Below are 26,990 nucleotides of genomic sequence, written 5' to 3' on the forward strand. Positions count from 1 at the left end.
CGCCGGTCGTCCTGAGCCTCCAGGAGCTCAAGGAGCTCTCCATCGGGAAGCTCGCGGAGCTCGCCAAGGACCTCCAGATCGAGAACCCCCTCTCCATGCGCAAGCAGGAGCTGGTCTTCCGCGTGCTCCAGGCCCAGGCTGAGCGAGAGGGCCAGTTCTTCGCCGAGGGGGTGCTGGAGGTGCTGCCGGAGGGGTTCGGCTTCCTCCGCAGCCCCGACCAGAACTACCTGGCCGGCGCCGAGGACATCTACATCAGCCCCAGCCAGATCCGGAAGTTCAACCTGCGCACCGGCGACACCCTGTCCGGCATGATCCGCGCCCCCAAGGAGGGCGAGAAGTTCTTCGCCATGCTCCGCGTGGATGCGGTCAACTTCGATCCGCCGACCACGGCCCGGGAGCGCCTGCACTTCGACGACCTCATCCCCCTCTACCCCAAGCACCACCTGCGCATGGAGCGGGACACCCAGGAGCTGAGCACCCGGGTCATGGACCTGATGACGCCCCTCGGCAAGGGCCAGCGCGCCCTCATCGTGGCCCCGCCGCGCACGGGCAAGACCGTGCTGCTGCAGAACATCGCCAACTCCATCACCGCCAACCACCCCGAAGTGTTCCTCATCGTGCTGCTCATCGACGAGCGGCCGGAGGAGGTGACGGACATGGAGCGCAGCGTGAAGGGCGAGGTGGTCTCCAGCACCTTCGACGAGCCGGCCACGCGCCATGTCCAGGTGGCCGAGATGGTCATCGAGAAGGCCAAGCGGCTGGTGGAGCACAAGAAGGATGTGGTGATCCTGCTGGACTCCATCACGCGACTGGCCCGGGCCTACAACACCGTGGTGCCGCCCTCCGGCAAGGTGCTCTCCGGCGGCGTGGACAGCAACGCGCTCCAGCGGCCCAAGCGGTTCTTCGGCGCGGCCCGCAACATCGAGGGCGGCGGCTCCCTCACCATCGTGGCCACGGCCCTCATCGAGACCGGCAGCCGCATGGACGACGTGATCTTCGAGGAGTTCAAGGGCACCGGCAACAGCGAGATCGTGCTGGACCGCAAGCTCTCCGACAAGCGCATCTTCCCAGCCATGGACATCCAGAAGTCCGGCACCCGCAAGGAGGACCTCCTCATCGAGCCCGCCAAGCTCGCCAAGATCTGGGTGCTCCGCAAGGTCCTCAGCGCCAGCGGCCCCAGCGAGAGCATGGAGCTCCTGGTGGATCGCCTCGGCAAGGCCAAGACCAACGATGAGTTCCTGGCCAACCTCCAGGAGCCGCCGGCGAGGCGCTAGCCCCCTTGACACACCCTGGGCGCTGCAATCCAGCCTCTGATGGGTAGCGTCCAGGGGAACGCTGTCCGGTTTGATTTCAAGAGCCTTCTGGTTCTGGCCGATGAATGGCTTAAGCGTTGAGCCCATTCGGAGAAATCCGGTATTCGGGCCCAGCCCCCCTGGTCTGGGATTGAATGGGAGCGCTCCCGGTTTTTCTTGGGCCTTTTGGAATTGGCAGAGGACATGAACCCACCTCCGAGGTTGCGCCACCTGTTGCTGCGATATGGCCTCCCTCTGGTTCTTGTGGTGTTGGCCGCCCTGCTTAGGATTTGGCCGTTGCGGCATGAAGGTACTGACCTCGCGTGGGCCACCTTCTACCCGGCAGTGGTGGTCGCGGCCATCTATGGAGGCCTTACCGCTGGGTTGTTGGCCACGGCGCTGTCCTGTGTGACGGTCCTCTTCTGTTGGCCGCTCCTGGTCGCGCAGCCGTTCATCACAGGTTCCACCGACTACCTTCGCCTGGTCGTTTTCGTTGTTGTTGGAACGATCGTTTCTAAAATGACCGAAGCGACGCGGCGCGCCAGGGCGGAATCGATCAAGTCGACCCAGGCTCTCGCCGAGAGCGAGCACTTCCTCAAAACCATCGCGAACTCCCTGCCCGGGCTTATCGCCTATTGGGACAAGGATCTGCGCTGCCGTTTCGCCAACCATTCGTTCCTGGATTGGTTCGGGAAGGCGCCGGAGGCCATGATCGGAACGTCCATACAGGAATTGATGGGAAAGCGCCTGTTCTCCCTGAATGAGCCCTACATTCGTGGTGCCCTGAAGGGTGAAATGCAGCAATTCGAGCGAACCCTCACCAAGGTCGACGGAAGTATTGCTCATACGTTGGCCAACTATGTCCCGGATATCAAGGCCAACGGTGAAGTCGCAGGATTTTTCGTCCTGGTGAGCGAGGTGACGCTGCTGAAGGAAGCGGAAGCCAAGCTTCAACTGGCCGCCAGTGTCTTTCACAACACCGTCGAAGGGATCCTTGTCACGGATGCCGACCTGGTCATCCTCTCCGTCAATCCGGCCTTCACCCATATCACAGGCTATGGCGCAGAGGAGGCCATCGGGAAGACGCCGCGAATGCTCAAATCCAAGCACCACGACCAGGCCTTCTATGCCGCGATGTGGCGTGATATCGATGCCACAGGCCATTGGCAGGGGGAAATTTGGAACCGTCGCAAGGATGGTGAAGTCTACCTGGAATGGCTGACCATCACCAAAATTCACGGCTCCATGGGCGAGCCGATCCAGTATGTTTCCGTCTTCAACGACATCACGAAATCCCGTTACAACGACGAGAGAATAAAACATTTGGCGTTCCATGATGCTTTGACTGACTTGCCCAACCGCTCCTTGCTGATGGACCGGCTTGACCACCAGATTGCCAAAGCCGAGCGGGAAGGGAGCCGCTTGGCTGTGATGTTCCTCGATCTTGATCGATTCAAAGGTGTGAATGACACCCTCGGACATGAGGTCGGCGATGACTTGCTGAGAATGGTGTCGCAGAAACTCCTGGCCCAGGTGCGGCAGTCGGACACCGTCTCGCGGTTGGGCGGCGACGAGTTCGTCATTCTGCTCGACAACCCTGCAAACGAAGATGAGGTCGCCCATGTCGCCGGTCGGGTCCTCACCGTCATCCAGGAGCCCATGGAGTTTCGCGGCAAGGCGGCCCAGATCGGGACCTCCATCGGCATCGCCATGTTCCCTCGGGACGGGAGTACCCCCGATGAATTGATCGAACGTGCCGACGCGGCCATGTATGCCGCCAAGGATGGCGGCCGGAATACCTATCGTTTCTTCCAGCAGGCCACGGGTTCCGCCTAGCCCTCCCCTCCGGCTCCGGCTGCTGGAAGGGAAAACCTGGGGTTCCCCCGCCATTGTCCTGAGCCTGGAGCCGCCAGCCCCCCATGTTCAGCATTTGGCCTCAGGCCGAATTCAGGGCAGCGGCTAAACTGGAAGGTCGCATGCGAGCGCAACCGTGACCTTTCCCCACAGCCCCTTCCAGATCCGCGATGTCGAGGTGCCCAACCGCCTCGTCATGGCCCCGCTGCACGAGATCACCGACCAGCCCTTCCGGAAATTCATCCGCGAGATCGGCGGCGTGGGGCTGGTGGTGTCGGAGATGATCAGCAGCGAGGCGCTGATCCGGCATGCGGTGAAGGCCGAGAAGATGATGGCCGCCACGGGCGAACGGCCGCTCTCCATGCAGATCTCCGGCGGACGCCCGGAGGCACTGGCCGAGGGCGCGCAGCTCTGCGAGGCCGCGGGTGCGGACCTGGTGGACCTGAACATGGGCTGTCCCGCCAGTAACGTCACCCGGGGCGGCGCGGGCTCGGCGCTGCTGAAGGACATCCGACTGGCGGAGCGCTGCGTCACGGCCATGGTGAAGGCGGTGAAGGTGCCCGTCACCGTGAAGATGCGGGCGGGCTGGGACGCCTCCCAGAAGGAGCGGGGCGAGTTCCTCGATTTCCTGCGCATGTTCGAGGCCGCGGGCGTGCAGGCCCTGGCCATCCATCCGCGCACCCGAGCCCAGCAGTACGAGGGGCATGCGGACTGGAGCATCATCGCCCGGGCGGTGGAGGCGGGCACCTCGTACCCGATCATCGGCAACGGGGATGTCAATGTCGCTGCCGACGCCTTCCGCATGGCCGAGGAGACGGGCTGCGCGGCCGTGATGATCGGGCGCGGCGCCCTCTACAACCCCTTCATCTTCCGGCAGGTCCTTGATCCCGACCTCGTGGTGAGCACGGAGATGCGCATCGACGCCACCCTGCGTCTGTTCCAGATCCTGCTGGACCTCCTGGAGCCCCGGGAGGCCCTGCACAAGATCAAGAAGATCGGCGCCTGGTTCACCAAGGGCGTGCCCGGCGGCCACGGCTTCCGCCAGAACCTGCACGCCGCCAGCGATCCCCAGGCCCTCATGGCCGCCATCGACGCCCTGAGGCACCAGGGCGCGGCCTGATCAGCGGCGCCGGCCGCCGCCGCCGAAGAGGGAGCCCAGGACGCCGCGGATGATCTGCCGGCCGATGGCGCTGCCCGCGGCGCGGGCCACGCTCTTGCCGAAGGATTCGATGAGGGTGTCCGAGCGGCGGGCGGGTTCGCGGGAGGTTTTCGCCTCCGTCGTGGCCTGGGCCTCGGCCGCCTCCTGCTGCATGGCCTGCTCGGCGCGGACCTTGAGGATCTCGAAGGCGCTCTCCCGGTCCACGGCCTGCTCGTAGTGGCCGGAGAGCAGCGAGGCCCGGATGATCTGCTGCCGCTCTTCGGGGGTGATGGGGGTGAGCTGGCTCTGGGGCGGGCACACCAGGGCCCGCTCCACGACGCCCGGGCGGCCCTTCTCGTCCAGGAGGGAGATCAGGGCCTCGCCCACGGCCAGCTCGGTGATGGCCGCAGCCACGTCGAGGTCCGGATTGGCGCGGAAGGTCTCGGCGGCCGCCTTCACGGCCTTCTGGTCGCGGGGCGTGAAGGCGCGGAGGGCGTGCTGGACGCGGTTGCCAAGCTGCCCCAGCACCTTCTCGGGGACGTCGAGGGGATTCTGGGTGACGAAATACACGCCCACGCCCTTGGAGCGCACCAGCCTCACCACCTGTTCGATCTTGTCCAGCAGGGCGTCCGGGGCATCGTTGAAGAGCAGGTGGGCCTCGTCGAAGAAGAAGGCCAGCTTGGGTTTCTCGGGATCGCCCACCTCGGGCAACCGCTCGAACAGCTCCGACAGCAGCCACAGCAGGAAGGTCGCGTAGAGCTTGGGGGCGTTGATGAGCCTGTCCGCCGCCAGGATGTTGATGACGCCGCGGCCCTTCGGGTCGGTCTGCAGCAGGTCGTCGAGGTCGAGGGCCGGCTCGCCGAAGAAGGCCTCCCCGCCCTGGCTCTCCAGCTCCAGCAGCCCGCGCTGGATGGCGCCGATGCTGGCGGCGGAGACGTTGCCGTACTGGGTCTTGTACTCGGCGGCATGGTCCCCGGCGAACTGGAGCATGCTCCGCAGGTCCTTGAGGTCCAGCAGCAGCAGGCCGTTGTCGTCGGCGACCTTGAACACGAGGTTCAGCACGCCTTCCTGGGTGTCATTCAGGTTCAGCAGCCGGGAAAGGAGGAGCGGCCCCATGTCGCTGACGGTGGTGCGGACCGGATGCCCCTGCTGCCCGTAAAGATCCCAGAAGGCCACAGGGCAGCCCGCGTATTCGAAATCCTCGAGCTTCATCTGCGCCACGCGCTCGGCCACCTTCGGGCTGTCGCCGCCGGCCTTGCAGATCCCGGGCAGATCGCCCTTCACGTCGGCCATGAAGACCGGGACCCCGATGGCGGAGAAGCGCTCGGCCATCACGCGGAGGGTCACGGTCTTGCCCGTGCCGGTGGCCCCGGCCACGAGGCCGTGCCGGTTGGCCATGCGGGGCAGCAGCACCAGGTCGGATGAACCTCGGGCGAGCAGCTGGGGCTGGGACATGGGGGCCTCGGAGGTGACGGGGACGAGTGTAGCGGACCTCAGGCGGGTCCCGCGGCCGTGGCCTCCTCCAGGGTGAAGGCATTGGGCGCGGTGCGGGGTGCCCGGCGGATGCCGCAGGGCTCGGCGGGGCAGCGGTCGCAATAGAGGCGCCCACAGGGATCCACGTGCGTATGCACCTCGCCTTCCACGCCGGCCTCCCGGAGGGCCCGGACGCTGAAGCCTTCGCAGAGGTCGTGGGCCTGGCGGATGGAATAGAACTCGGGCACCACCAGGTGGGCATCCACGTGGGTGTAGCGGCCCGAGCGGAAGGTGCGCATCTCGTGGACGGCGATGACATCCCAGGAGCGCACACGGTTCATGGCGGCCAGGATCCGGTCCACCACCTCGGGATCCTCTGAATCCAGCAGGGCCCGGGAGGACTCGGCCACCAGCTTGAAGCCCGTCCGGGCCAGGAGCAGGCCGACCACCATGGCCATGACCGGATCCATCCAGTGGATCCCCGTGAGCTTGACGGCAAACAGGCCGGTGGCGATGCCCACCGTCGTCCAGAAGTCCGACAGGATGTGGTGGCCGTCCGCCTCCAGGGCCTTGGAGCGGGTGGCGCGCCCCTTGTGGAGCAGGTACCAGCCCAGGAGGCCGTTGAGGAACCCCGCGAACAGGTTGATGGCGAGGCCGCGGCCCAGGTTCTTCAGCTGAACGCCGAAGATGAGGGCGTGGGTGGCCTCGATGAGGATGAAGGCCGCCGCCAGGGCGATGAGGCCGCCCTCGAAGGCCGCGCTGAAGTGCTCGATCTTGCCGTGGCCGTAGGGATGCTCCCGGTCCGCGGGCTTGCCGGCGAACATCACCGCGCCCATGGCGAAGAGGGCGGCCACCACGTTCACGATGCTCTCGATGGCGTCCGAACGCAGGGCGACGGAGCCCGAGACGACGTAGGCGACGTACTTCAGTCCCAGCACCACCACGCCCGCGCAGATGGACAGCAGCGCGACCCGTACCCTGGCTTTCTGCTCGGCGTGCTCCGTGGACATGGCGGCTCCTGCAGCCTTCCAGCGTATCAGTCGAGGCCTTCGAAGAGCCCACGCTGCTGACCGTTGCCGGGGTCGGCAGGGAAGGGGAAGGTTGCGGAAGCCGCCCAGGGCCGGTCCGGGTCGAAGGGGCCCGGCGGCGCCAGGTCCGGCGGCAGCCAGCGGACGGCCGGGGCGGGATGGAGGCCGGCCAGCAGGGCCAGGGCCCCAGCCTCCGGGGGCACGGCGGGCACCCGGAGCAGGACCACCGGGGGGTGGTCCAGGGTCCCGGTCCAGTCCGTCGGCTGGAGGGCCCGCCCCTCGAGGGGGACCGGATCCCGGGGATCCGCGGCCAGGCCCGGGCTGAAGCAGCCGGGAGCGGGGGGCAGGGGCAGGCTGGAGCGCCAGGGCAGGCCTTCCCGGAGGGCCTGGCGGCCCAGGAGGGCGGCAGCCTGCATGTCCACGGAGGCCCCGGGATGGATGGGCGTCCGCAGGCGCTCCTGGAGCAGGGCCGCGAGGGCCCTCACCTGGCCGAAGGCCGCCTTCCAGGTGCCGCTGGCCCGCTGGAACTCGGCGCCGCCCGTGAGGGCCAGGCGCCAGCCCACGGATCGGCGGAGGAACGGGAGGTCGGCCCAGGCCCCGGCAGCAAGGCGCTGGGCCAGGCCCCGCTCGGCTGCGCCCTGGGCTTCGGCCATGGCCGTCACGAGCGCTTCGCCCGACCCGATGGATCCCAGGGCGCCAACGGGCAGGACCACCTCGCCCCAGAGCCAGCCGGGGGGAACCTCCTCGCCGCCGGCGACGGGCCCCAGGTCGGGGAGGCTCCAGGGGCCGGAGGGGCGGGGCACCCAGCCGAGGGTGCCCTGGCGCCAGCGTTCTCCCAGGGGACCGGCGGGCGGCTCCGGGCCGTGGAGCCAGGCGCGGAAGGCCCCCCCCGGCACCTGCAGGGCGGCTCCGGCGTCGAGGTGCAGGGTCAGGCCCGGAATGGCGGAGATGGCCTCCCACCAGCCCTGGCGGGCCTCGGGCTGGAGGGCCTCCATCCACGCCGGCGGGTGGTCCCAGACCAGTCCGAAGCCTCCGGGCAGCAGGGCGGCCAGGCGCATGAGGCGGGCCAGGGCCCGGCCAGGGGCCGCATTCACCGAGGCGAGCCCCTCCTCCAGGAACCGGGATCCGCACCAGCCGGCCCAGGGGCTGTCCGGGGCGCTGCGGATCAGGTAGCCAGGGCCTTCGTGGAGGATCACGGGGCCTCCGGGGCGAACACGGGACGTCCCGCCCCACCTGGGACCCAGGCCCGGTCCCAGCGGTCCCGCAGGCGGCGGGCCGATTCCACGGCGGCGGCCTGCGGGCCCAGGCCCTGCAGGCGCAGGCCCAGCCAGGCCGAGGCCAGGGTGCAGCCGGTTCCGCGCCGGGCACCGGGGAGCCGGGGGGAGGGCTCCAGGGCTTCGATGCCCCCGGCTGTGATCCAGAAGTCCTGGACCTGGTCCCCCTCCGCATGGCCCCCCTTGAGCCAGACGGCGGCGGCTCCGGCCTCCAGCCAGGGACGGGCCAGGCCATCGACCTCCGCCGCCTGGATGGCCTCGGGGGGAAGGCCCGCGAAGGCGGCGGCCTCCCCGCGGTTGGGGCTCACCACCCAGCCGCCCATGGGCAGGAGGGCCTCGGCCATCCGTCGCAGGTCCCCCCCGTCGTGGAGGCCCACGCCGGTCGAGGGGGCCAGGATGGGATCCCAGATGCGCACGGGCGGGGCGAGGTGGGCCAGGGCCGCGCTCAGGCGATGGAATTGGGCGGGCTCCAGGGCGCAGAGGCCCAGCTTCACGCCCCAGCGGCCGGCCAGGTGGAGGGCCAGGCACTCCAGGCGCAGGACGGGGTCCATGGACGGCGGTTCGATGCGGCTGCATCCGATGCCGTTCTGCAGCGTTTCCGCCAGGCTCACGGTCATGGGATGGCAGCCGAGCGCCGCCACGGTGAGCGCATCCCGGAGGATCCCCGCGCCGCCGGACGGATCCATGCCCCCCAGGCAGAGGGCGATGGGCGGAACTGCGGGCGCGACCGGATCCATGGCGAATTCCCAGGATGCCACAGGCGGAGCCGGCGCCCTACCTGCAGGTGCCCGGTGGATCAGACCTTCCGGTCGGGGTCCACCACCTCGGTGACGCGGAGGCCCAGGCTGTCCTCGAGGACCGTGACCTCGCCGTGGAGGAGGACGCGGTCCTTGCAGAGGACGTCCATGGGCTCGCCGGCGCTCTTCTTGAGCTCGACCAGCGAGCCGGGTTCCAGGTCCAGCAGCTCGCGGATGGTCATGCGGGTCTGCCCCAGCTGGATCTCCAGCCGGAGGGGCGTGTCGATGAAGGGCATGAGCTCCGCCACCACCTGCTCGAAGCTGAGCACGCGCTCGCCTTCCATCCGATCCACCCGCTTGGCCATGGCTCTCCTGTGGGTCCTGTCAAAGCATGGACTACGGGTGGGGAGGCCGCAACGGGCATGCCATCGCGGCGATCCCCTACTGCTGGATGGCCCAGTCCACGATGAGCACGTCCTTGATGGGGCGCTTGGGCTTCTTGTGCTTCGGCGGGTCCTCGCCGGGCTTCAGGGGCTTGGGGCCGAACTGCTCGTTCAGCTTGTCCTTGATGTCCCGCCGCAGGGACTCCCGGAATTCGGGGTCCGAGGCCTCCTCCACGCTCTTGCCCGTGAGGGCGTCCAGGACGATCGCTTGGATCTCGCTCCGCTCCGGCGACGCCTTGTCGCTGGCGGCCAGTTTGCCCAGTTCGGCGTCGCAGAAGAGGATGTTCAGCTCGCAGTGGAGGAACGCATTCAGGCGCGGGCCGGAGAGGTTCACGTTGCGCGTCAGGACCATGACGGGCGGTCCGCTGGCCCCTTCACCCTCACCTCCGCCGGCGGCCTCGCCGCCGCAGTCCCCGTCGTCATTGGCCGCGGCATCGGCCCCCGGGGCCTGCTGGACGGCTGCCATGGCCTTGGCGGCGGCGCGCTTCTTCAGGAGGAGGCGGACGCCGAAGCCCCCGCCCCCGGCGACGGCGAGGCCCACCAGGACCATGAGGATCAGCTTGAGCGGGAGCTTCTTCTTGGGGGAGGCGTCTTGTTCGTCGGCCATCGGTTCCTCTCGGATGTCCTTCCCATCGGGAGGGGGGCCTCCGGTCCTGAATAGTGGGCACCAGAGGCGGGAAGGGCTCCGGAGGGACAAGGATCCAGGTCCGGCGGGATTTTCGGGAGGCCTTCGTGCCCAAAGCTAGGGATCCTCGTCTTCAGGGAGCCGGTCAGCAGGTGCAGGAATAGAACTCAAAAAAGAATAATTGATAGAAAACGGGGCCCGTTGGAACGGGCCCCGTTGGAACCTGTGCGCGGCGGCCTGCCGCGCAGGATCAGGCTACTTGCGCTTCTTGCCGCCCTTGCCGTTGACTTCGTCAGCGAGCTTCTTGCCGGGCTTGAACTTCGCGACCTTCTTGGCGGCGATCTTGATGGGCTTGTTGTCGCGGGGGTTGCGGCCGGTGCGGGCGCCGCGGCTCACCACGGAGAAGGTGCCGAAGCCGACGAGGGTGACCTTGTCGCCAGCGCGCATGGCCGAGGAGATGCTTCCCAGCACCTGATCCAGGGCGGCAGCCGCCTGGGCCTTGGTGATACCGGCCTTTTCGGCGACGGCGCTGACCAGTTCAGCCTTGTTCATGGAAACCTCCGAATTTGGGGAACTGTGTCCCCGGGTTGAGGAAAAGCGGATCGGCTCGGAAGCGAGACGACCGTATTGACTCGATTTTCAAGACTCGATGGCCCGGAAAGGCCCATGAATCCTTGATGTTGCCTAAACTGCCAAGAAGCTACGCCTGGGATGTAGTGGGGTCAAGGCTTTTCTTCAAAAAAAAATCGCGGATCGGCTGTCTGGGCTGGTTTCACGATTCATGGAACATCCGGATCGCCTCGGATGCTCGGTTGTAAGTCTCACGTATCTCGCAAATGTCCGTAGAACGGGCCTGCGCGGAGCCGACCTGCCCGCGGATCCAGGTTCCCCGGGGATCGGCGCCGCCAGGCTCTGCGCCCCTATGATGGAGGCATGGCGCACCCCTACTTCCTCACCGTGGCCTATGCCGGCGGGGGCTTCCACGGATGGCAGATCCAGTCGGTCCTCCGCAGCGGCCAGGGCGAACTATGGAAGGCCCTGCGGGCCCTGGACCCGGACGCACCGATGCCCCAGGGCACGGGCCGCACGGACGCGGGGGTCCATGCCCGGGCCCAGGGCGTGCTGGTCCAGGTCTCGCGTTCCTGGGAGCCCTATCGGCTGCTGGCGGCCCTGAACGCCCACCTGCCCTGGGACCTGCGCGTGATGGCGGCCCAGGCGGCTCCGGAGGGGTTCTTCCCGCGCCAGCACGCCGTGGCCAAGCGCTACGTCTACCGGCTGGGCACCGGGCCCGCCAGGGATCCCCTCCGGCACGGCCTCCTCTGGCACGTCCGCGGGGCGGAGCCCCTGGATGCCGGGGCCATGGAGGCGGCCGCCCAGGGTCTCCTGGGCACCCATGACTTCTCCAGCTTCCGCTGCGTCGAGTGCGTGGCCCGGACACCCGTGCGGACCCTCCACGCCTTCCGGATCCGGCCCGTGGAGGGGGGCCTCGACCTGGTCTTCGAGGGGGACCGGTTCCTCATGCATCAGGTGCGCATCATGACCGGTACCCTGGTGGACATCGGCCGCGGGCGGCGTACCGCCGGCTCGATTCCGGCCATGCTCGCGGCCCGGGACAGGGCCGCGGCGGGTCCCACCGCGCCGCCCGAGGGCCTCTGCCTGGATCACGTGTGGTTCGAGGCCCGCTGGGGCATCGGCGAGCCGAGCCCCTTCGGGGAGCGGGCGCCGGGGCCTGATCAGTCGAGGTAGAAGCCCACGCCCTGCCAGACCTTGAAGCGGGTGTTCCCGTCCTTCGAGGTGGCGGGATCGAAGACGAGGTTCTTGGCGGACTGCACGCAGGCCTCGTTCGCGGCCTTCGCGTCCGGGGAATCGCCGGGGAGGCCCTGGAGCAGCCGGGCGTCGAGCACCTCCCCCTTCTCGCTGACGAGGACGTTCACCACCACCACGCCGGTGGGTCGGCTGGCGAAGAAGCCGGAGGCCTTGATGTGAGGCGTGGCGCGGTTGAGGTTCAGGGGACGTGCGGGCTGCACATCCCGGGTGAGCATGACGAGGTCCCCCTCCCTGGGCGCGGCGGCGACCTGCTGGCGCAGCTCGGCATTCTCAGCCTTCACCTTGGCCAGTTCCTCCCGGGAAGCCTCGGCCTCCTTGCGGGCCGCCTCCAGGTCCTTGAGCAGGGTGTCCCCGCCGCTCGCGTTGGCCTTGAGGTTGGCCTTGAGCTGCTCCACCTCCTTCCGGGCGGCGTCGGCGTCGGCCTTCGCCTGGTCCCGGGCCTGCTGGGCCGCGACCAGGTCCTGCTGGAGGCTGTCGGTGGCGGCCAGGCGCTGCTTGAGGGAATCCCGCTCCTCGGTGAGCTTCTTCACCTGGATCTGGAGCTGGGCCACGGTCGGGCGCTTGGCGGCCGCGAGGGGCGTGGCGATCATCAGCAGGGCGAGGGGCACGCGCATGACACCTCCGGAAGCCGGGAGGGCCTAGCGCGCGGCGCCGGGCTGGTCGCCTCCCTGGGCTGGTTTGGACACCTTGAGAATCCCACGCTTGATGAGCTTGGTGAAGATGGACAGGCACTCCCCCTGCTCGAAGGGCGCGATGGAGAGGATGTCCTTGATGGACCAGAGGCCGTTCACCCGCGTGGCGAGGAAGGCCTCGTTGGGGCCGAGGCTGGTGGTCATCAGCTCGTCCAGACTCACGGCCAGCTCGGGGATCAGCTCCTGGTCGAGGGCCTTCTCCTCGAGCATGTCCTGGACCATGGTCATCATCTTGCTGGCGTCCTGGTGCCGCGGCTGGTCCTGGAGGATGCGCCGGAGCTCCTCCTGGGCCTCCTGGAGCTTCTGCTTCTCCACGAGGGCGCGGGCCCGCTGCAGCTGGAGGCTGGGATTCTCGCCCAGGTTCCCGCCGGAGGAGATGATGCGCACCAGGCCCTTCTCGTGCAGGTCGAAGAGCAGCTTGTTGACCTTGTACTCGGGCATCCGCATGTCCAGCACGAGCTGGTCCACGCGCTTGGTGCCGTCGAGGCGGGAGAGGACGTCCGCGTCCTCGGGCGCCAGGGGCAGGCGTTCAGCGATGGCCTCGGGGATGGGCGCCAGGACGGCGTCGCCGCCCTTCACGACCTTCCGGATGCGCTTCCAGTCGTCCAGCCGCCGCGCGCCCTCGAGGACGATGCCCGTCACATCGAGGCTCAGGAGCATGGACTTCTGGTGGGAGGGGGCGCCGTCGTGGAACTCGAAGCTGCCGACGTTCCAGAGGAAGGTGTCGTAGATGCTCTCCTCCACCTTCAGCTGGACGATGCGGCGGATCTCGGCCTCGGTCACGAGCTGGCGGTTCACGAGGATGCGGCCCAGCAGCTGCTGCTCGTCCTCCTGGGCGGCCAGCGCGTCGCGCAGCTGCTCCTCGGTGATGCGGTTGAAGGCGAGCAGGTACTGGCCGAGGTACTCCCTCGGATCGGAGGACCAGATGCTGGTGATGCGCCCCTCGTGGAAGGCCACCCGCTTGGTGTGCAGGGGGCCGCGCAGCTCCAGGACGCCGGTCTTCTTGCCGACGGCGAGCCACTGGAAGATGTCCTCCAGCCCCATCGTCGCCAGATCGCCGCTCAGCGCCAAAAGCCGCCCTCCTCAGCCGTCCTAGGGTATCCGCATTGTTGGTGAAAAAAACATAGAACGAAAGATCTACAAGCCCCTGCCTTCCCTGTTCCTATCGGCAGGGACGGGCGCCGCCAACAGGGGGCGGGGCGGAATCAGCCCACGGGGAGCCGGGGGATGACCTCCCGGATCGCCCGGTTGAGGAGATCCGGATGATGCCGGGCCACCCGGGCCTCGGGGTCGAGGAGCGGGTAGGGAAAGATCGGCACGCCCATGATGCGGTCCGCCATGGAGGAAAGAGGCTCGCCGCCCTCCTCCCGGTAGCGCTGGACCAGGTCGCCGGGGGCGGGCGTGGAATTCACGATCGTCCCGGAGATCCGGACCTTCCCGAAGGAGGAGATGGCCACCAGGTGATCCTCCAGGTCCAGTCCGGCGCTCTCCCCGGGCTCGGTCATGAGGTTGGCCACATAGAGCACGGGCGCTCCCGAGAAGCCGATGGCCTCCTGGAGCTCGGGGAGGAGGAGGTTGGCGATCGTGGAGGTGTAGAGGCTGCCCGGGGACAGGATCACCAGGTCGGCCCGGAGGAGCGCCAGGACGGCCTCGGGGAGGGGCTCGGCGCTCCGGGGCTCCAGCCAGAGGCGGGAGATGGGCGGGTGGCAGGCGCCCACCGCCGTCTCACCCACGTGCCGGACGCCCTCCCAGTCCTCGGCGCAGAGGGTCACCGGCACCACGGTCGAGGGGTAGAGGCGGCCGACGGTCACCAGCACGTTCGAGAGCTGGCGGATGGCCCGCACCCAGTCCCCGGTCAGGTCCGCCAGGGCCCAGAGCATGAGGTTGCCCAGCGAGTGGCCCGCGAGGCTCCCGTCCCCCTTGAACCGGTAGCCGAGGAGGTCGGAGAGGGGCGAGGCCTCCTGTGTCAGGGCAGAGAGGCAATTCCGGAGGTCGCCCGGGGGGATGCCGCCCAGCTCCTCCCGGAGGCGCCCGGAAGAGCCGCCGTTGTCGGAGACGGTGACGATGCCCGTCAGCGTCCAGGGGTCGCGACCGCGGCTGGCCTCACGCTTGAGGGCGCCCAGGAGCGCCGCGAGGCCGGTTCCGCCGCCGAGGGCCACCACCCGGAGCGGCTGGTCGGCGTGGGGAGGCTGGCGCGGCTCCTCGGCCATCGTCAGGGGTCAGCGTCCCTCGGTGAAGCCGAAGAGGGGCGACTTGCGCATGGCGGCGAAATCCGGTTCCATGTGCCAGAGGTAGACGAGGTCGGCATCCAGCTCCAGGGCCTTCTTCAGGGCCTCGGCGGCGCCTTCGGCGTTCTCCGCCTGGGCCAGGGCCACCGCCCGGAGGTAGTGGAGCGTCCCGGTGGCGGGGTGGGCCTTGATGAGCTTGTCGAGGAGCTTCAGGGCCGCCTCGCTCTCCCGGCGGTTCAGGTGGGCCTGGGCCTCGGACAGCGGGTCGCCGCCACCGGCCTTGGGGGGATCGAGCTTGGCGTGGGCCAGGGCGATGTAGACCTGGGCCCGCCGCTTGATGGCCCACTCCCCGTCGGCCTGGGCGTCCTGGACGAGGGGCTCGAGCACCTTGAGGGCCTCCGCGGGCTTGCCCGTATCCACCAGCTTCATGCCCTTGGCGAGCGTGGCAGCGTGGGGCGAAGGCGGGGCCGGCGCCGGAGTGGGCTTGGGGGCTGCGGTGGACTTTGCCTTGGTCGCCATGCGGGATCCTCTGGAAGTCTCGGGGAAACTATAGATTGCCAGAGTTTCCGCCGCAAATCCGCATATCTGAGGATCCGTCAGGCGTTGAACAGGGCCTTCTCCCGGTTCAGCAGCCGGGTGGAGATGAAGGTCATGAGGCCGGCCAGGCCCACGGTCATGGCGAAGGCCACCCAGTACTCCAGCCAGTTCGACTGCTGGCTGAAGAGCTTCCGAAGGGCCAGGCAGACATTCACCACCGGCACGTAGGAGAGGAAAGACATCTTCTCCACCCCCGGCATCATGGTGAACACCCCCAGGAAGATCACCAGGAAGATGCCCGGCGTGATGGCGCTGCCGGCCTCGATGGTGTTCTTCGCCTGCACACCCAGGAGCAGGATGAAGTTCGCGAAGAACAGGCCCAGGGGGACCATGATCAGGAAGGTGAGCCCCAGGGTCACGGGGTTGGCGATGGCGGCCACGGCCCCGAGGGCGCCCTGGGAGCCCGAGCCGCCGGCGATGGACGGGATCGAGAGGGCCATGCTCAGCAGGTTCAGCAGGGCCGCGATCACGCCCATGGAGAAGATGTAGAGGAGCTTCCCGAGGATGATCTGGTTCCGGGGCAGGCGGGTGGCCATGAGGCTCAGCAGGGTGTGCCGCTCCTTCTCGCCGGCGGTGGTGTAGATGCCGTGCTGCATGGAGCCCGAATACATCATGATCATGAGCAGGTAGGGCAGCATCCGGCCCATGGCCTTGCCGACCTCCAGGGCGGTGTCGGCGGCGTTCTTCACCTCCAGCTTCACGGGCTCCGCCAGCTGGGGGGAGGCGTTCAGGACCTGGAGGCGGTTCTGGATCCAGGCCTTCTCCTGGGGCCTCAGGGCCTCCCGGAACCGCTTCAGGGCCAGCTCGGAGGTGTGTTCGCTCTCGTCCTGGGTGGCGGTGATGGTGAAGGTCTGCTGCTTCTGGAGGGCCTCGGCGGCATCGGGGGCCACCTCCACCGCCAGCTCCAGCTTCTGGTCGCGGATGGCCTGCTTGACGTCGCCCTCGGGCCTGGGCATCAGCTCGAAGTGCTTCGGATCGGCCTTCAGCAGCCCGGTGAGGGCGCCCGAAGGGTCCACCAGGTAGACCCGGCTGGCCTTGTTGCGGTTCTGGTCGGCATCCCGCTTCCCCATCTTGGCCACCATGCCGAAGATGGCGGGGTAGAGGAGGAAGGGGAGGACGAAGACGAAGAACAGGGTCTTCCGGTCCTTGGAGAGCTCCAGGAACTCCTTCTTGGCGATGAGCAGGGCGCCGCGCATCAGTTGCCTCCCTCGGTCTCGGCCGCGAGCTGGAAGAACACTTCGTCCAGGGATCTTGCATTCCTCGATCTCAGCAGGTCGCGGGGCGGGGCGTCCCCGTGGAGCTTGCCATCGAAGATGATGCCCACGCGGTCGCAGATCTCCTCGACCATGGGCATGACGTGGGTGGAGACGATCACCGTCCGGCCCTCGTCCCGCATGATCCGGAGCAGGTCGAGGACGGTCTTGGCGGTCAGCACGTCGAGGCCCGTCGTGGGCTCGTCGAAGATCACCACCTTGGGGTCGTGCAGGAGGGCCCGGGCGATGCTCACCTTCTGCTTCTGGCCGGAGGAGAAGCCTTCCATCTTCACGTCCGCGAAATCGGCGAGGTCCAGCTTCTCGAGGAGGTGGAGGCCGCGGCGCTCCGCCACCACCGGGTCCACGGACTGGAACTCCCCGAAGATCCGCAGGAGTTCCCGGGGGGTGAAGCGGCCGTAGACGTTCATGTCGGTGCTGAGGTATCCCAGGCAGGCCCGGACGGCTTCGGGCTTCTCCCGGGTGTCCAGGCCGCAGACCTCGATCCGGCCGGCGTCGGGATCCATCAGGCTGGCGATCATGCGCAGGGTGGTGGACTTCCCGGCGCCGTTGGGGCCCAGCAGCCCGTAGATCTCGCCGGGCTTCACCTGGAGGGTGATGCCCCGGACCGCATCGATGCGCTTGGGCTTGCGGGTCTTGCGGTCCTTCACCGTGAAGGACTTGTGGACTTCGTCGAGTCGGATCACCGAGACCTCCGGAGGAGCGGGTCCAGTCTACGGAGGGTCACCGGGAAATCGGGCCAGGATCGGTGAACGGGGCCGGAAAGCCGGTGAACGGGGGCTGGCGCTTCTCGGGCGGTCGGGGGTCAGGCGCCCCGGAGACCGAGCACCACCATGACCAGGCCCGCCACCAGGCAGTAGATGGCGAAGCCGTTCAGCCTGGGCTTCCGGGTGAAGCGGTCCAGGAGGCCGATGGCGCCGTAGCCGGCCACGGCCGCCACGGCCACGCCCACGGCGCAGGCCGTGAGCGGATGGAGTCCGCCCGCGGGGATCATGGCATCCGGCGGCACGGGCTTGTGCAGCAGCAGGGGCTTGAGCAGCTTGCCGCCCTCCACGGTGGAGGCGGCCAGGATGGTGGGGATGCCCAGCAGGAAGCTGAAGCGGGCCGAAGCGGGCAGGTCCAGGCCTGAGAACACCCCCATCGCGATGGTCGAACCGGACCTGGAGAGGCCGAAGCCGCCGCCCAGGCCCTGGATCCCGCCCACCCAGAGGGCGTCCTTCCAGGTGACCTCCCCGACCGGGCGGCCCTGGCGGGTCTTGGCGAGCCGGTTGGCCAGGAACAGGATGGCGGCGGTGAACCAGAGGCAGAGTCCGAAGACCCACAGATGGTCCTTGGCCAGTTCCTTGGTGCCGCGGGTCAGCAGGCCGAACACGCCCGTGGGGATCATGGCCACGAAGAGCATCAGGGCCAGCTTCCGCCCCTCCTCGTCGCGGCCCACGCAGCCCGCCAGCACCCGGCCCAGCTCCTTCCGGAAGTAGATGATGAGCGCCACGAGGGTGCCCGCATGCAGGAGCATGTCGAAGGCGAGGGGCATGCTGTGGCCCAGGAGCAGGTTCTCCGTGAGCGTCAGGTGCGCCGTGGAGGACACCGGCAGGAATTCCGTCAGGCCCTGGACCAGGCCGAGGAGGATGACTTGCAGCAGGTTCATTCGGGCTCCGGCGGAAACGGCCATTCTGCCAGAGCTACGGGTTTCCGAAGGGCGGTCACCTCGTGATTCAATGCTTCCATGCGACCCCTCGACCTCCGCTCCGACACCGTCACCCAGCCCTCCCCCGAGATGCGCGCCGCCATGGCCGCCGCCGAGGTGGGGGACGATGTGCTGGAACACGACCCCACCCTGGCCCGCCTGGAGGGCCGTGTGGCCGAACTGCTGGGCCTGGAGGCCGCGCTATGGGTGCCCAGCGGCTGCATGGGCAACCTCATCGCGTTGATGATGCACCTCGGTCGGGGTGACCGCTTCCTGGCGCCGGCCCAGGCCCACGTGCTGGGCTCGGAGCTGGGCACCGCCGCCTGGCTGGCGGGGGGCATGCCCGAGGCCCTGGCCTGGGACGCGGGTCCGGGTCGGCCCACGCCCGCCCAGGTGACCAAGGCCGCGGGTTCGCCCGGGCCCTACTACACCCTGCAGACGAAGCTGCTCTGCCTGGAGAACACCCACAACTTCGCCGGGGGCGCCGTGATCCCACGGGCCGAGCACCGCGCCTTGGTGGCCGCGGCCAAAGCGGCGAAGCTGGCCGTGCACCTCGACGGCGCCCGCATCTGGCATGCCGCCGCGGCGCAGAACCTTCCTCCGTCGGCCCTCACGGAGGGGGTGGACACGGTGCAGGTCTGCCTCAGCAAGGGGCTCGGCGCGCCCATGGGCTCGCTGGTCTGCGGCACGAAGGCGGCCATGGTCGAGGCCCGGCGCCTCCGAAAGATGCTGGGCGGCGGCGTGCGCCAGGGCGGCGTCATCGGCGCCGCGGGCCTGGTGGCCCTGGACTACCTGCCGCGCATCCCCGAGGACCACGCCAAGGCCCGGGCCCTGGCCGAGGGGCTGCGGGCCTTCGGGGTGGCCGCGCCGACGCCCGAGACGAACATCCTGCTGCTGCCCGTGGCCGACGCGCCCACCGCCGCGGCGGCCCTGGAGGCGGCCGGCGTGCGGGCCTCCATCGTGGGGCCGGCCCTGCGCTTCATCGCGCACCGGGACCTCACGGACGCCGACATCGTGGAGGCCCTGCGCCGCATCGAGCCCCTGGCGAAGTTGCTCGGCGCGGCGTAGAACGGAGGGCATGCGAACCCGCCTCGCGCTCATCACCCTCCTGTCTGCGGTCCTTGGCGTCGGCGGCTGGTTCGCCTACCAGAACGGCCTCGTGCCTGTGCCCCTGGTTCCTGACGCGCCGCTCTATGCGCCGGCGTCGCCGGATTTCGGCGAGGACCAGGCGGTGCTGGAGGCCCTGGTGCCCGCGGGGCCGGGCCTGGACGCCTTCCTGGCCAACCAGTCGGACCTGGCCCTGCTCACCCGGACGCCGGACGGCGCCTGGGCGGGGCAGCTGGTGGACGGCCTCCAGCGGTCCAGGAACGGCCGCCGGTGGCGCCTCACCTTCAAAGCGGGCCTTCGCCTCCAGGACGGGTCGGAGCTCGGCGCGGACCGCGCCGACGCGGTGCTGGCGCCGGCCTTCCGCGGGGCCGGTGCGCGGGATCGGGTGCTGGATGGCCGGACCCTCGAGCTCCGGTTCGCCACCCGCACCGAGGACGTCCCCGAGCGCCTGGCCACCTGGCGGGTGCCCGGCAGTGGACCCTTCGTCCGGAAGGGGACGGTCCTTGCGAGATTCGACGGGTTCGTCCAGGGCCGCGCCGGTCTGGCCAGGCTCCGGGTGGAGACGGATCCGGCCCTGATGGCAAGCGCCGCCTGGGCCCAGGGGCTGGCCAGCGGGCGGTGGGCCTGGGCCGCCTACCCGGGGCGGATCGACCCGGAGGACATGGCCAGGGTCCGTCTGGCGCCCTACGACGAGGTGCGCCTGACGGACGGGAGCGTGTGGTTCATCTCCCAGAAGCTGCGGCGCTTCCAGCCTGACAAGGGCCCCTGGCCGGAGACGCGCCTCTTCGGCGTCTGGCGGGGCTCGATGGACCTTCCGAGGGCGGGCGCCCTCCCGTGACCTATTCCAGGTTCGCGGCCTGCTCGCGGATCTGGTCCAGGGCGCCCTTGGCCTCCATGACGGCCCGGGTCATGTCCAGCCGCTTGCACTTGCTGCCCGTGGTGTTCAGCTCCCGCAGCACCTCCTGGCACCAGATGTCCACGGCCTTGCCCTCCAGGCGGCCCGCGGCCAGCCGCTCCCGGAAATCGTCGAGGTGGGCCGACAGGCGGGTGAGCTCCTCCCGCACGTCCTGCCGTTCGGCCAGGATGCCGGCCTCGGCCAGCAGCCGCTCGGCGGGGACCTGGCCGGCGAGGCGGGCCTCCTCCAGGATCTGGGCGATGCGCTGGCGGTAGAGGTCCGGGAGCTCCGCGGCCTGGGCCTCGGCGCTGGCCTGCAGACGTCCCCGCAGCTCGGCCAGGCGGGACAGGCCCGCCTCGAAGAAGGGGCGCAGCCGTCCGGCCTCCTTCGCGCGTCCCTCGTTCCAGGTCTCAAGAAGGGCCACCAGGCCTTCGCGGACGGGCGCCTCCAGCCGCTCCGCCAGGTCCGTCGCCGGGGCCTGGAAGGCACCCGGCAGGCGGAAGAAGGCCTCGGCCGTGAGGGGCGGCAGGTTCAGCCACTCGGCGTCCTCCTGCCAGCCCTTGGCGACGGCCCGCAGCAGGGCGCGGTTCATCCGCGGCTCCAGGGAGGGATCGTCCTGCACCTCGACGGCGAGGTCGAGCTTGCCGCGCTGGGCGGCCTCGCGCACCTGGGCGCGGAGGCTGGCCTCCAGGGGGAACAGCGCGGGAGGGAGGCGGACGCTGAGGTCCAGGGATTTGTGGTTCACGCTGCGCAGGGCGAGCCGCAACTGCCCTGCGGACAGGGGACGGACGACCTCGGCGTAGGCGGTCATGGATCGCATGGGGACTCCTGATCCGATTGTGGGCCGGCGACACCTCCAGCACAAACGCTGGGCCGAGGGGGCCTGGCGGGGCCGCCGGTCAAACCCGGGAGGCGGTCCTGACCCGGGGTCAAAAGGGGTCTCCGGTCACAAGATGGAAGCCTCACACTGGGAGGGTCCCCGGGTTTCCCAGCCCGGTGCCCCCGGAGTTCCGGATGCCCGATTCCCTCTTTCCCGCCGCGTCACTGCCCGTGCTTCAAGGTTGGCAGGCCCCCGGGGCGCTGGACCTCCACGGCGCCTTCCAGCGGGCCGAGGGCTGGGCCCTGGCCCGCATCGAGGCCTTCCCCGACCCGGCCCGCCTCAAGGCCCGGCTCCACGAGATGTCCGTCTCCCTGCGCGGGGGGACGCGCCTGGGTCTGGACCTGCGGGGACTGCGCGACGGGGCGGACCACGTCATGGCCGCCGCGCGCGAGGCCGGTGTGGCCTTCCTGCTCCACACGGCGGAACTGCCGCCCTCCCTTTCCCTGCTGAAGCAGGCGAACCTGCCCCGGATCGTCGCGGTCCAGGACGCCCTGGAGGCCCAGGCGGCCCAGGCCGGCGGAGCCTCGGCGCTGCTGGCGGACGCGCTCCTGGTGCGTTCCCTCGGCGCGCTCCATCTCCCGGTCCTGGCCACCGCCGAGGACGAGGCCGCCGCCCGCCGGGCCATGGAGGCCGGGGCCCTGGGACTCCAGCCCCGTTCTCCCGCGCTGCTGGAGGCCGAGGCGCTGGCCTCCTTCCGCAGCCGCCTCGACGGCGGCCTGGGTACGGCCGACCAGGAACTCCTCCGCCGCGGGCCGGTGCCCCTGCCGCGCCTGCGCATCCGCAACCTGGACCTCACCTACCCGATCTTCCAGGGGGGCATGGGCATCGGCGTGTCCTGGGACCGCCTCGCCGGGGCCGTGGCCCGCGAGGGCTGCGTGGGGCTCGTTTCCGCCATCGGCACCGGCTACCACGGCTCCGCCACCTCGCCCCAGCGGCTGGGCCGTCCCGACGGCACCGAGGCCCTCAATCCGCCCCGCACCCTCGAGGGCATCGTGCGCCTGGCCCGCGAGCGCGCCGGTGGGCGCGGCGCCGTGGGCGTGAACATCCTCTGCGCCATCGAAGGCTACGAAGCCGCCGTGCGGGCCTCCGTGGCCGGCGGCGCCCAGCTCATCGTCTCCGGGGCCGGCCTGCCGCTGGCGCTGCCCGACTACGTGGGCGACGCCGACGTGGCCCTGGTGCCCATCGTGTCCTCCGCCCGCGCCCTGGGCGTCATCTGCAAGCACTGGCAGCGCCGCCACGGCCGGCTGCCGGACGCGGTGGTGCTCGAGGGCCCCGAGAGCGGCGGCCACCAGGGCTTCAGCGCGGAGGCCTGCGCGGAAGCCGAGCACACCCTCGAGAACCTGCTGCCCGCCGTGCTGGCGGAACGGGACAAATGGGGCGCCTTCCCGGTGATCGTGGCCGGCGGGGTGTGGGACCGCGCCGACATCGAGCGATTCCTCGCCATGGGCGCCGGCGGCGTCCAGATGGGCACGCGCTTCATCGGCACCTTCGAGTGCGATGCGGCCCCCACTTTCAAAGACACCATCCTCAAGGCCCGGGCCGAGGACATCGGCCTCATGAAGTCCCCCGTGGGCATGCCCGCCCGGGGCGTGCGGACGGCCCTGCAGGCCCGCATCGAGGCCGGCACCGCCCCCCAGGTGCGCTGTGTGAGCCACTGCCTCCAGCCCTGCCAGAACGGGAAGGGGGCCCTGGCGGCGGGCTACTGCATCGCCGACCGGCTGGCCGATGCCTACCGGGGCGACCTGGAGAACGGCCTCTTCTTCACGGGCAGCAATGGCGCCCGCCTGAGGGAGCTGCTCAGCGTCCACGACCTCATCGAGGAGCTGACCCAGGATCCGGGCCTCCAGCGCCGCGGGGCCTGAAGGCCGGCGCCTAGGCCCGCTTCTCCGCCACGATCTCCAGGACCATGGGCGTGATCATCAGGGTCCGCGGATCCGCCGCGGCCGCCCGGAGGGCGGTGCGGACGGAGGCCACCCAGGCCTCGTCCACCCGGCCGAGGTCGAGCAGGCGCTGGAGGTTGATCTCCACGAACTCCGAGGGCCACTTCCAGATGAAGTCGGTGGGCGGGATGACGAACACCTTTGGCGCGAGGTGCTTCACGGCGAGGCCCGCCTCCTCGAGGAGCTTGGGGAGCGACAGGGCCACGTCCGGCTCGCCGCCGGAGGCGCGCCAGCTCGCCATGACCTCCGACACGAAGGCCTCCAGGGGCGGGCAGGGGGGCGCCAGGCGCCAGGTCCGGTAGTCCAGGTATTCGTGGAAGATGGCCACGCCGCCCGGGCGCAGCGCCTGGGCCACGGTCGCCACCAGCTTTGCGGGATCGGACACGAAGGAGGCCACCCAGCGGCACCAGGTGGCATCCAGGCCCTGCACCTCCAGGGGCCCCGCCATCAGGTCCTGCTCATGGAAGTGGACGTGCCCAAGGCCGCGGGCGGCGCAGGTCTCGCGGGCGTGCTGCAGGAAGTTGCCGGAGCGTTCGGCGGCGTGGACTTCCCCGGTGGGCCCCACGATCTCCGCCAGGTCCAGGGTGGCGTAGCCGGGACCCGCGCCCACATCCAGGACCTTCGACCCGGTGGAGATGCCGGCCCGGCGCCAGCATTCGAGCATGTGCGGGCGCCAGACCCGGTGCTGGAGGCCCAGCCGCTCGATCTCCTCCCGGTGGGTCCCGAGGACGTAGTCGCGCTCGCCCGATCCAGCCATCCGGCCCCTCCATGTCTGTCGTGACGTCATTCTAGCGGGCCCGGTCAGCTGGCGTTCGGATGGCGCTCCAGCAGCTGCCGCAGGGGGGCGTTCCGCTTCACGGCGTCCTGGCGGCGGAGGTGGGCGATGAGCGGGGGCGGGGCGGCGCTCCATCGGGCGATGTTCTGGATGAGCAGGGTGGAGACATAGGTGCGGCGGCAGAGCAGGGCGGTGGTGTGGCCGTCGAGGGTGAGGCCCACCAGGCTGGCGAGGCAGCGGCCCTCTGTGGTGAGGATGAGCTCGGCCCGCTCCTCGCCCGTGCGCTGGTTGAAGCTGGCGCGGAGCAGGTCCCGGGCCATGGCGCGGACCTGCTCCGGCGCGTCGCGGCTGGTGGCCACGAGGTACTGCTCGAGGAGGCGGCGGGGGGACCAGAGGCGGCGGTAGAGGCCCGCCGGCAGGAGGGGGTTCTGCAGCAGGCCGCGGCGGACGCCGGGATCGTTCGTGAAGGCCGTGCGGCCGCCCAGGGCCTCCAGGCCCGCCGCCGTGCGGTGGTGGGCGGCGATGAGCCGCGCCTGGGCGAGGCCCGTCCGGGGATTCTCCAGCACGGCGCGGATGACCTCCGCCGTGGGGTCGAAGCAGAGGGCGCTCAGGTCGGGTTCCTCCGCCACCCGCGCCTGGGCCACCCGCGTGTCCACCGTCTGGGCATGCAGCTGCTGCTCGAACCGGGCGCGGTGGGTGGCGGCCCGGGCCGCGGCCGCGGGAGGGTCCTCCTCGGCTTCGGGTTCTTCCGGAACCTCGGGCAGGACGGCACCCAGGGCCACCAGCTCCGCCAGCATCCCGGCCACCTCGTTCTCTCCCAGGCCCATGAGGATGGCGAGGCCGGGCAGGTCCAGGGACCCATCCAGCCGCGAAAGCAGGTGACCCTGCTGGACATCGAGGGGCAGGGTGCGGGGATCCACGTCGGGCCGGGGGCGGGGCTTCCAGGTCATGGAACGAGGATAGGGCCGAACGGAGCCGGGCGAACGCTACTCGTCCACGGTCCCCTTCAGCCAGCCCTTGCCGCGGAGCCGCTCGACGCTGGTCTCCGGGAAGAGCTCGAGGGGGCTCTTCCCCTCAAGGCCCAGGCGGGGTACGGCGGCGGCGGCGAAGCCGAGGCGGGCGCCTTCCTGGAGGCGGAGGGGCAGCTGGGCCACGGGGCGCACCTCGCCGGTGAGGCCCACCTCGCCCATGAAGAGGGCCTTCTCCGCCAGCAGGCGGCCCGTGGCGCTGCTGCAGAGGGCCGCGATGACCGCCAGGTCCGCGGCGGGATCCTCGATCTCCAGGCCGCCGGCCACGTTCACGTAGACGTCCCGGTCGTGGAGCTGCACACCACCCCGGCGCTCGATGACGGCGCAGAGCATGGCCAGCCGCTGGCCGTCGAGGCCCAGGGCCGTGCGGCGGGGGATGCCGAGGCCGGCGGGGGCCACGAGGGCCTGGATCTCCACCACCATGGGCCGGGTTCCGCTCAGCACCACGGTGGCGGCGCAGCCGGGCCGGGGCTCGGCATCCAGGAAGAAGGGGTTGCCCTCGGCGGCGACGAGGCCCTTCTCGGTCATGGCGAAGACGCCCAGCTCGAAGGCGGCGCCGAAGCGGTTCTTGAGGGCGCGCAGCAGCCGGTGGTGGTGGTGCCGGTCGCCCTCGAAAGCCAGCACGGTGTCCACCAGGTGCTCCAGCACCTTGGGCCCGGCCAGGCCGCCGTCCTTGGTGACGTGGCCCACCAGCACCAGGGGGGTACCGGTGGTCTTGGCCCAGCGGGTGAGCATGGCCGCGCAGCCGCGGACCTGGCTGACGCTTCCGGCGCTCGACTCGAAATCGGGATCGAAGAGGGTCTGGATGCTGTCCACCAGCAGCAGGCCCGGCTTCATGCGCTCGGCCTCCTCGATGATGCGGCGGACGTCCGTCTCGGCCAGCAGGTGGATGTCCGGGTTCTCCGCCCCCAGCCGCTGGGCCCGCAGCTTGATCTGCCGCTCGCTCTCCTCGCCGCTGGCGTAGAGCACCGAGCCCGGCGCGGCCGCGGCCCACTGGAGCAGCAGGGTGGACTTGCCGATGCCGGGCTCGCCCCCCAGCAGCACCACCATGCCCGGGACCACGCCGCCGCCCAGCACGCGGTCCAGCTCCGCCAGCCCCGTGGCGGCGCGCTGGGCGTCGGCCACTTCCACGTCCGGCAGGGCCACCGGGCCCGTGTAGTGGCTCTGGGCGTAGGCGGAACCGGCCCGCTGGAGGTCGCGTTTCAGGCTGCCGCGCACCTCCTGGACGGTGTCCCAGGCGCCGCAGGCCGTGCACTTGCCCAGGGCCTTGGGATGGCGGGCCCCGCAGGCGGTGCACTCGAACAGGGGCGAGGCCTTGGCCATCAGGCGCCGATCTCGCGCTTGATGAAGGCCACCACGTCGTCGGTGTTGGTGCCGGGCTGGAAGATCTCCCGGATGCCGAGGGCCTTGAGACCGGGCACGTCGCCGTCCGGGATGATGCCGCCGGCGAAGACCAGCACATCGTCCGCGCCCTGCTCCTTCAGGAGGCGCATGACCTCCGGGAAGATCTGGTTGTGCGCGCCGCTGAGGATGCTGAGGCCCAGCACCCGGGCGTCCTCCTGCACCACCGCGGCCACGATCTGCTGGGGCGTCTGGCGGAGGCCCGTGTAGACCACCTCCATGCCTGCGTCGCGGAGGGCCCGCGCCACCACCTTGGCCCCGCGGTCGTGGCCGTCGAGGCCGGGCTTGGCGATCACCACGCGGATGGGGGCTTGGTTCATGGGCGACTCCGGCGCTACCTACCAGCCTTCAGTCTGCCTCAGGGCCTCGTAAAGGCCAATGGCCGCGGCCTGGGCCAGGTTCAGGCTCCGGTGGAACTCGCCCAGCATGGGAATGCGCACCAGCCGCTCGGGGTGGTCGCGGAGGATGTCCTCCGGCAGGCCGCGGGTCTCCCGGCCGAAGACCAGGCCGTCGCCGTACTCCCAGGACACTTGCGTGTGCCGGCGGTCCCCCTTGGTGCTGAAGAACCACAGCCGTTTCGCCGGATTCCGGGCCAGGAAGTCCTCCCAGTCGGCGTAGTGGGTCGGCGCCAGCTTCTCCCAGTAGTCCAGCCCGGCCCGGCGCAGGTAGTAGTCGCTCACCTCGAAGCCCAGGGGGTGGATCAGGTGCAGCTTCGCCCCGTTGTTCACGCAGAGGCGGCCGATGCTTCCGGTATTCTGCGGAATCTCGGGCTGGTGCAGGATGATGTGGAACAAGGGA

27 protein-coding genes are annotated in these 26,990 nt (G+C 70.0%); 7 read left to right on the forward strand and 20 right to left on the reverse strand.

Annotated elements, in window-relative coordinates:
• Positions 1-11 precede the first annotated feature (11 nt).
• The 3 genes from rho (at position 12) to dusB (ending at position 4,266) form a co-directional block, all read left to right on the forward strand.
• Positions 12-1,274 (forward strand): transcription termination factor Rho, encoded by a 1,263-nt coding sequence (gene rho / locus QSJ33_RS00850; protein WP_285723408.1) that lies wholly within the window; start codon positions 12-14, stop codon positions 1,272-1,274.
• 222 nt (positions 1,275-1,496) lie between these two features.
• Positions 1,497-3,128: a diguanylate cyclase domain-containing protein gene (locus tag QSJ33_RS00855; RefSeq protein WP_285722176.1), complete on the forward strand. Its 1,632-nt coding sequence runs from the start codon at positions 1,497-1,499 to the stop codon at positions 3,126-3,128.
• Positions 3,129-3,282: 154 nt separating this feature from the next.
• Positions 3,283-4,266 (forward strand): tRNA dihydrouridine synthase DusB, encoded by a 984-nt coding sequence (gene dusB / locus QSJ33_RS00860; protein WP_285722177.1) that lies wholly within the window; start codon positions 3,283-3,285, stop codon positions 4,264-4,266.
• Here the strand turns inward: dusB and QSJ33_RS00865 are convergent, their stop codons facing one another.
• The 7 genes from QSJ33_RS00865 to QSJ33_RS00895 all read right to left on the reverse strand — a co-directional run bounded on the left by QSJ33_RS00865 (position 4,267) and on the right by QSJ33_RS00895 (position 10,467).
• On the reverse strand, positions 4,267-5,739 hold the full coding sequence (locus tag QSJ33_RS00865) for a helicase HerA-like domain-containing protein (protein ID WP_285722179.1): 1,473 nt from the start codon (positions 5,737-5,739) through the stop codon (positions 4,267-4,269).
• A 38-nt stretch (positions 5,740-5,777) separates the two neighbouring features.
• Complete coding sequence (locus QSJ33_RS00870) at positions 5,778-6,767, reverse strand: cation diffusion facilitator family transporter (protein ID WP_285722180.1); 990 nt, start codon at positions 6,765-6,767, stop codon at positions 5,778-5,780.
• A gap of 26 nt (positions 6,768-6,793) precedes the next feature.
• Positions 6,794-7,981 (reverse strand): hypothetical protein, encoded by a 1,188-nt coding sequence (locus QSJ33_RS00875; RefSeq protein WP_285722181.1) that lies wholly within the window; start codon positions 7,979-7,981, stop codon positions 6,794-6,796.
• Positions 7,978-8,796: a bifunctional hydroxymethylpyrimidine kinase/phosphomethylpyrimidine kinase gene (locus QSJ33_RS00880; protein WP_285722183.1), complete on the reverse strand. Its 819-nt coding sequence runs from the start codon at positions 8,794-8,796 to the stop codon at positions 7,978-7,980. Before QSJ33_RS00880 ends, QSJ33_RS00875 begins: the two co-directional genes overlap by 4 nt.
• 59 nt (positions 8,797-8,855) lie before the next feature.
• A complete protein-coding gene (locus QSJ33_RS00885; RefSeq protein ID WP_285722185.1) occupies positions 8,856-9,161 on the reverse strand; it encodes a FliM/FliN family flagellar motor switch protein in 306 nt (101 codons plus the stop codon).
• Positions 9,162-9,237: 76 nt separating this feature from the next.
• On the reverse strand, positions 9,238-9,846 hold the full coding sequence (locus QSJ33_RS00890) for a flagellar basal body-associated FliL family protein (protein ID WP_285722186.1): 609 nt from the start codon (positions 9,844-9,846) through the stop codon (positions 9,238-9,240).
• A gap of 273 nt (positions 9,847-10,119) precedes the next feature.
• A complete protein-coding gene (locus QSJ33_RS00895; RefSeq protein WP_285723409.1) occupies positions 10,120-10,467 on the reverse strand; it encodes an HU family DNA-binding protein in 348 nt (115 codons plus the stop codon).
• 330 nt (positions 10,468-10,797) lie between these two features.
• Between QSJ33_RS00895 and truA the strand changes: the two genes are divergently transcribed.
• Positions 10,798-11,610: a tRNA pseudouridine(38-40) synthase TruA gene (truA, locus tag QSJ33_RS00900; RefSeq protein WP_285722188.1), complete on the forward strand. Its 813-nt coding sequence runs from the start codon at positions 10,798-10,800 to the stop codon at positions 11,608-11,610.
• Here truA and QSJ33_RS00905 read toward each other — a convergent pair.
• The 7 genes from QSJ33_RS00905 to QSJ33_RS00935 form a co-directional block, all read right to left on the reverse strand.
• Complete coding sequence (locus QSJ33_RS00905) at positions 11,598-12,305, reverse strand: hypothetical protein (protein ID WP_285722190.1); 708 nt, start codon at positions 12,303-12,305, stop codon at positions 11,598-11,600. The genes truA and QSJ33_RS00905 overlap by 13 nt on opposite strands.
• Positions 12,306-12,329: 24 nt before the next feature.
• A complete protein-coding gene (locus tag QSJ33_RS00910; protein ID WP_285722191.1) occupies positions 12,330-13,454 on the reverse strand; it encodes a DUF4388 domain-containing protein in 1,125 nt (374 codons plus the stop codon).
• Positions 13,455-13,588: 134 nt separating this feature from the next.
• The gene (locus tag QSJ33_RS00915) at positions 13,589-14,593 is read right to left on the reverse strand and encodes a gluconeogenesis factor YvcK family protein (RefSeq protein WP_285722193.1); all 1,005 of its coding nucleotides are present in this window, start codon (positions 14,591-14,593) and stop codon (positions 13,589-13,591) included.
• Between the two features lie 9 nt (positions 14,594-14,602).
• Positions 14,603-15,130, reverse strand: a complete 528-nt coding sequence (locus tag QSJ33_RS00920; protein WP_285722195.1) for a tetratricopeptide repeat protein — start codon at positions 15,128-15,130, stop codon at positions 14,603-14,605.
• 77 nt (positions 15,131-15,207) lie between these two features.
• Positions 15,208-16,404, reverse strand: coding sequence for an ABC transporter permease (locus QSJ33_RS00925; protein WP_285722197.1), 1,197 nt, complete (start codon positions 16,402-16,404; stop codon positions 15,208-15,210).
• Positions 16,404-17,165: an ABC transporter ATP-binding protein gene (locus QSJ33_RS00930; RefSeq protein ID WP_285722198.1), complete on the reverse strand. Its 762-nt coding sequence runs from the start codon at positions 17,163-17,165 to the stop codon at positions 16,404-16,406. The genes QSJ33_RS00925 and QSJ33_RS00930 overlap by 1 nt, the downstream gene beginning before the upstream one ends.
• Positions 17,166-17,284: 119 nt before the next feature.
• Positions 17,285-18,127, reverse strand: coding sequence for an undecaprenyl-diphosphate phosphatase (locus tag QSJ33_RS00935; protein WP_285722199.1), 843 nt, complete (start codon positions 18,125-18,127; stop codon positions 17,285-17,287).
• Between the two features lie 78 nt (positions 18,128-18,205).
• Between QSJ33_RS00935 and QSJ33_RS00940 the strand changes: the two genes are divergently transcribed.
• Together QSJ33_RS00940 and QSJ33_RS00945 are read left to right on the forward strand one after the other, a co-directional pair.
• Positions 18,206-19,234: a GntG family PLP-dependent aldolase gene (locus QSJ33_RS00940; RefSeq protein WP_285722201.1), complete on the forward strand. Its 1,029-nt coding sequence runs from the start codon at positions 18,206-18,208 to the stop codon at positions 19,232-19,234.
• 10 nt (positions 19,235-19,244) lie between these two features.
• Positions 19,245-20,111: a periplasmic substrate-binding domain-containing protein gene (locus QSJ33_RS00945; protein WP_285722203.1), complete on the forward strand. Its 867-nt coding sequence runs from the start codon at positions 19,245-19,247 to the stop codon at positions 20,109-20,111.
• Position 20,112: 1 nt separating this feature from the next.
• On the opposite strand, the gene QSJ33_RS00950 is transcribed toward QSJ33_RS00945, so the two are convergent.
• On the reverse strand, positions 20,113-20,988 hold the full coding sequence (locus QSJ33_RS00950) for a YicC family protein (RefSeq protein ID WP_285722204.1): 876 nt from the start codon (positions 20,986-20,988) through the stop codon (positions 20,113-20,115).
• Positions 20,989-21,182: 194 nt separating this feature from the next.
• On the opposite strand from QSJ33_RS00950, the gene QSJ33_RS00955 reads away from it, so the two are divergent.
• Positions 21,183-22,910 carry an NAD(P)H-dependent flavin oxidoreductase gene (locus QSJ33_RS00955; protein WP_285722206.1) on the forward strand — a complete coding sequence of 576 codons (1,728 nt, stop codon included), beginning with the start codon at positions 21,183-21,185 and terminating at the stop codon, positions 22,908-22,910.
• 10 nt (positions 22,911-22,920) lie between these two features.
• On the opposite strand, the gene QSJ33_RS00960 is transcribed toward QSJ33_RS00955, so the two are convergent.
• The 5 genes from QSJ33_RS00960 to QSJ33_RS00980 are packed head-to-tail and all read right to left on the reverse strand — an operon-like array spanning position 22,921 to position 26,986.
• On the reverse strand, positions 22,921-23,745 hold the full coding sequence (locus QSJ33_RS00960) for a class I SAM-dependent methyltransferase (RefSeq protein WP_285722208.1): 825 nt from the start codon (positions 23,743-23,745) through the stop codon (positions 22,921-22,923).
• A gap of 44 nt (positions 23,746-23,789) precedes the next feature.
• On the reverse strand, positions 23,790-24,713 hold the full coding sequence (locus QSJ33_RS00965) for a hypothetical protein (RefSeq protein WP_285722210.1): 924 nt from the start codon (positions 24,711-24,713) through the stop codon (positions 23,790-23,792).
• Positions 24,714-24,749: 36 nt separating this feature from the next.
• A complete protein-coding gene (gene radA / locus QSJ33_RS00970; protein WP_285722212.1) occupies positions 24,750-26,114 on the reverse strand; it encodes a DNA repair protein RadA in 1,365 nt (454 codons plus the stop codon).
• Positions 26,114-26,512, reverse strand: a complete 399-nt coding sequence (locus tag QSJ33_RS00975; protein WP_285722214.1) for a cobalamin B12-binding domain-containing protein — start codon at positions 26,510-26,512, stop codon at positions 26,114-26,116. Before QSJ33_RS00975 ends, radA begins: the two co-directional genes overlap by 1 nt.
• 18 nt (positions 26,513-26,530) lie before the next feature.
• A complete protein-coding gene (locus QSJ33_RS00980) occupies positions 26,531-26,986 on the reverse strand; it encodes a tRNA (cytidine(34)-2'-O)-methyltransferase (RefSeq protein WP_285722216.1) in 456 nt (151 codons plus the stop codon).
• Positions 26,987-26,990 lie beyond the last annotated feature (4 nt).

The organism is Geothrix rubra (assembly GCF_030268065.1).
GTDB lineage: Bacteria > Acidobacteriota > Holophagae > Holophagales > Holophagaceae > Geothrix > Geothrix rubra.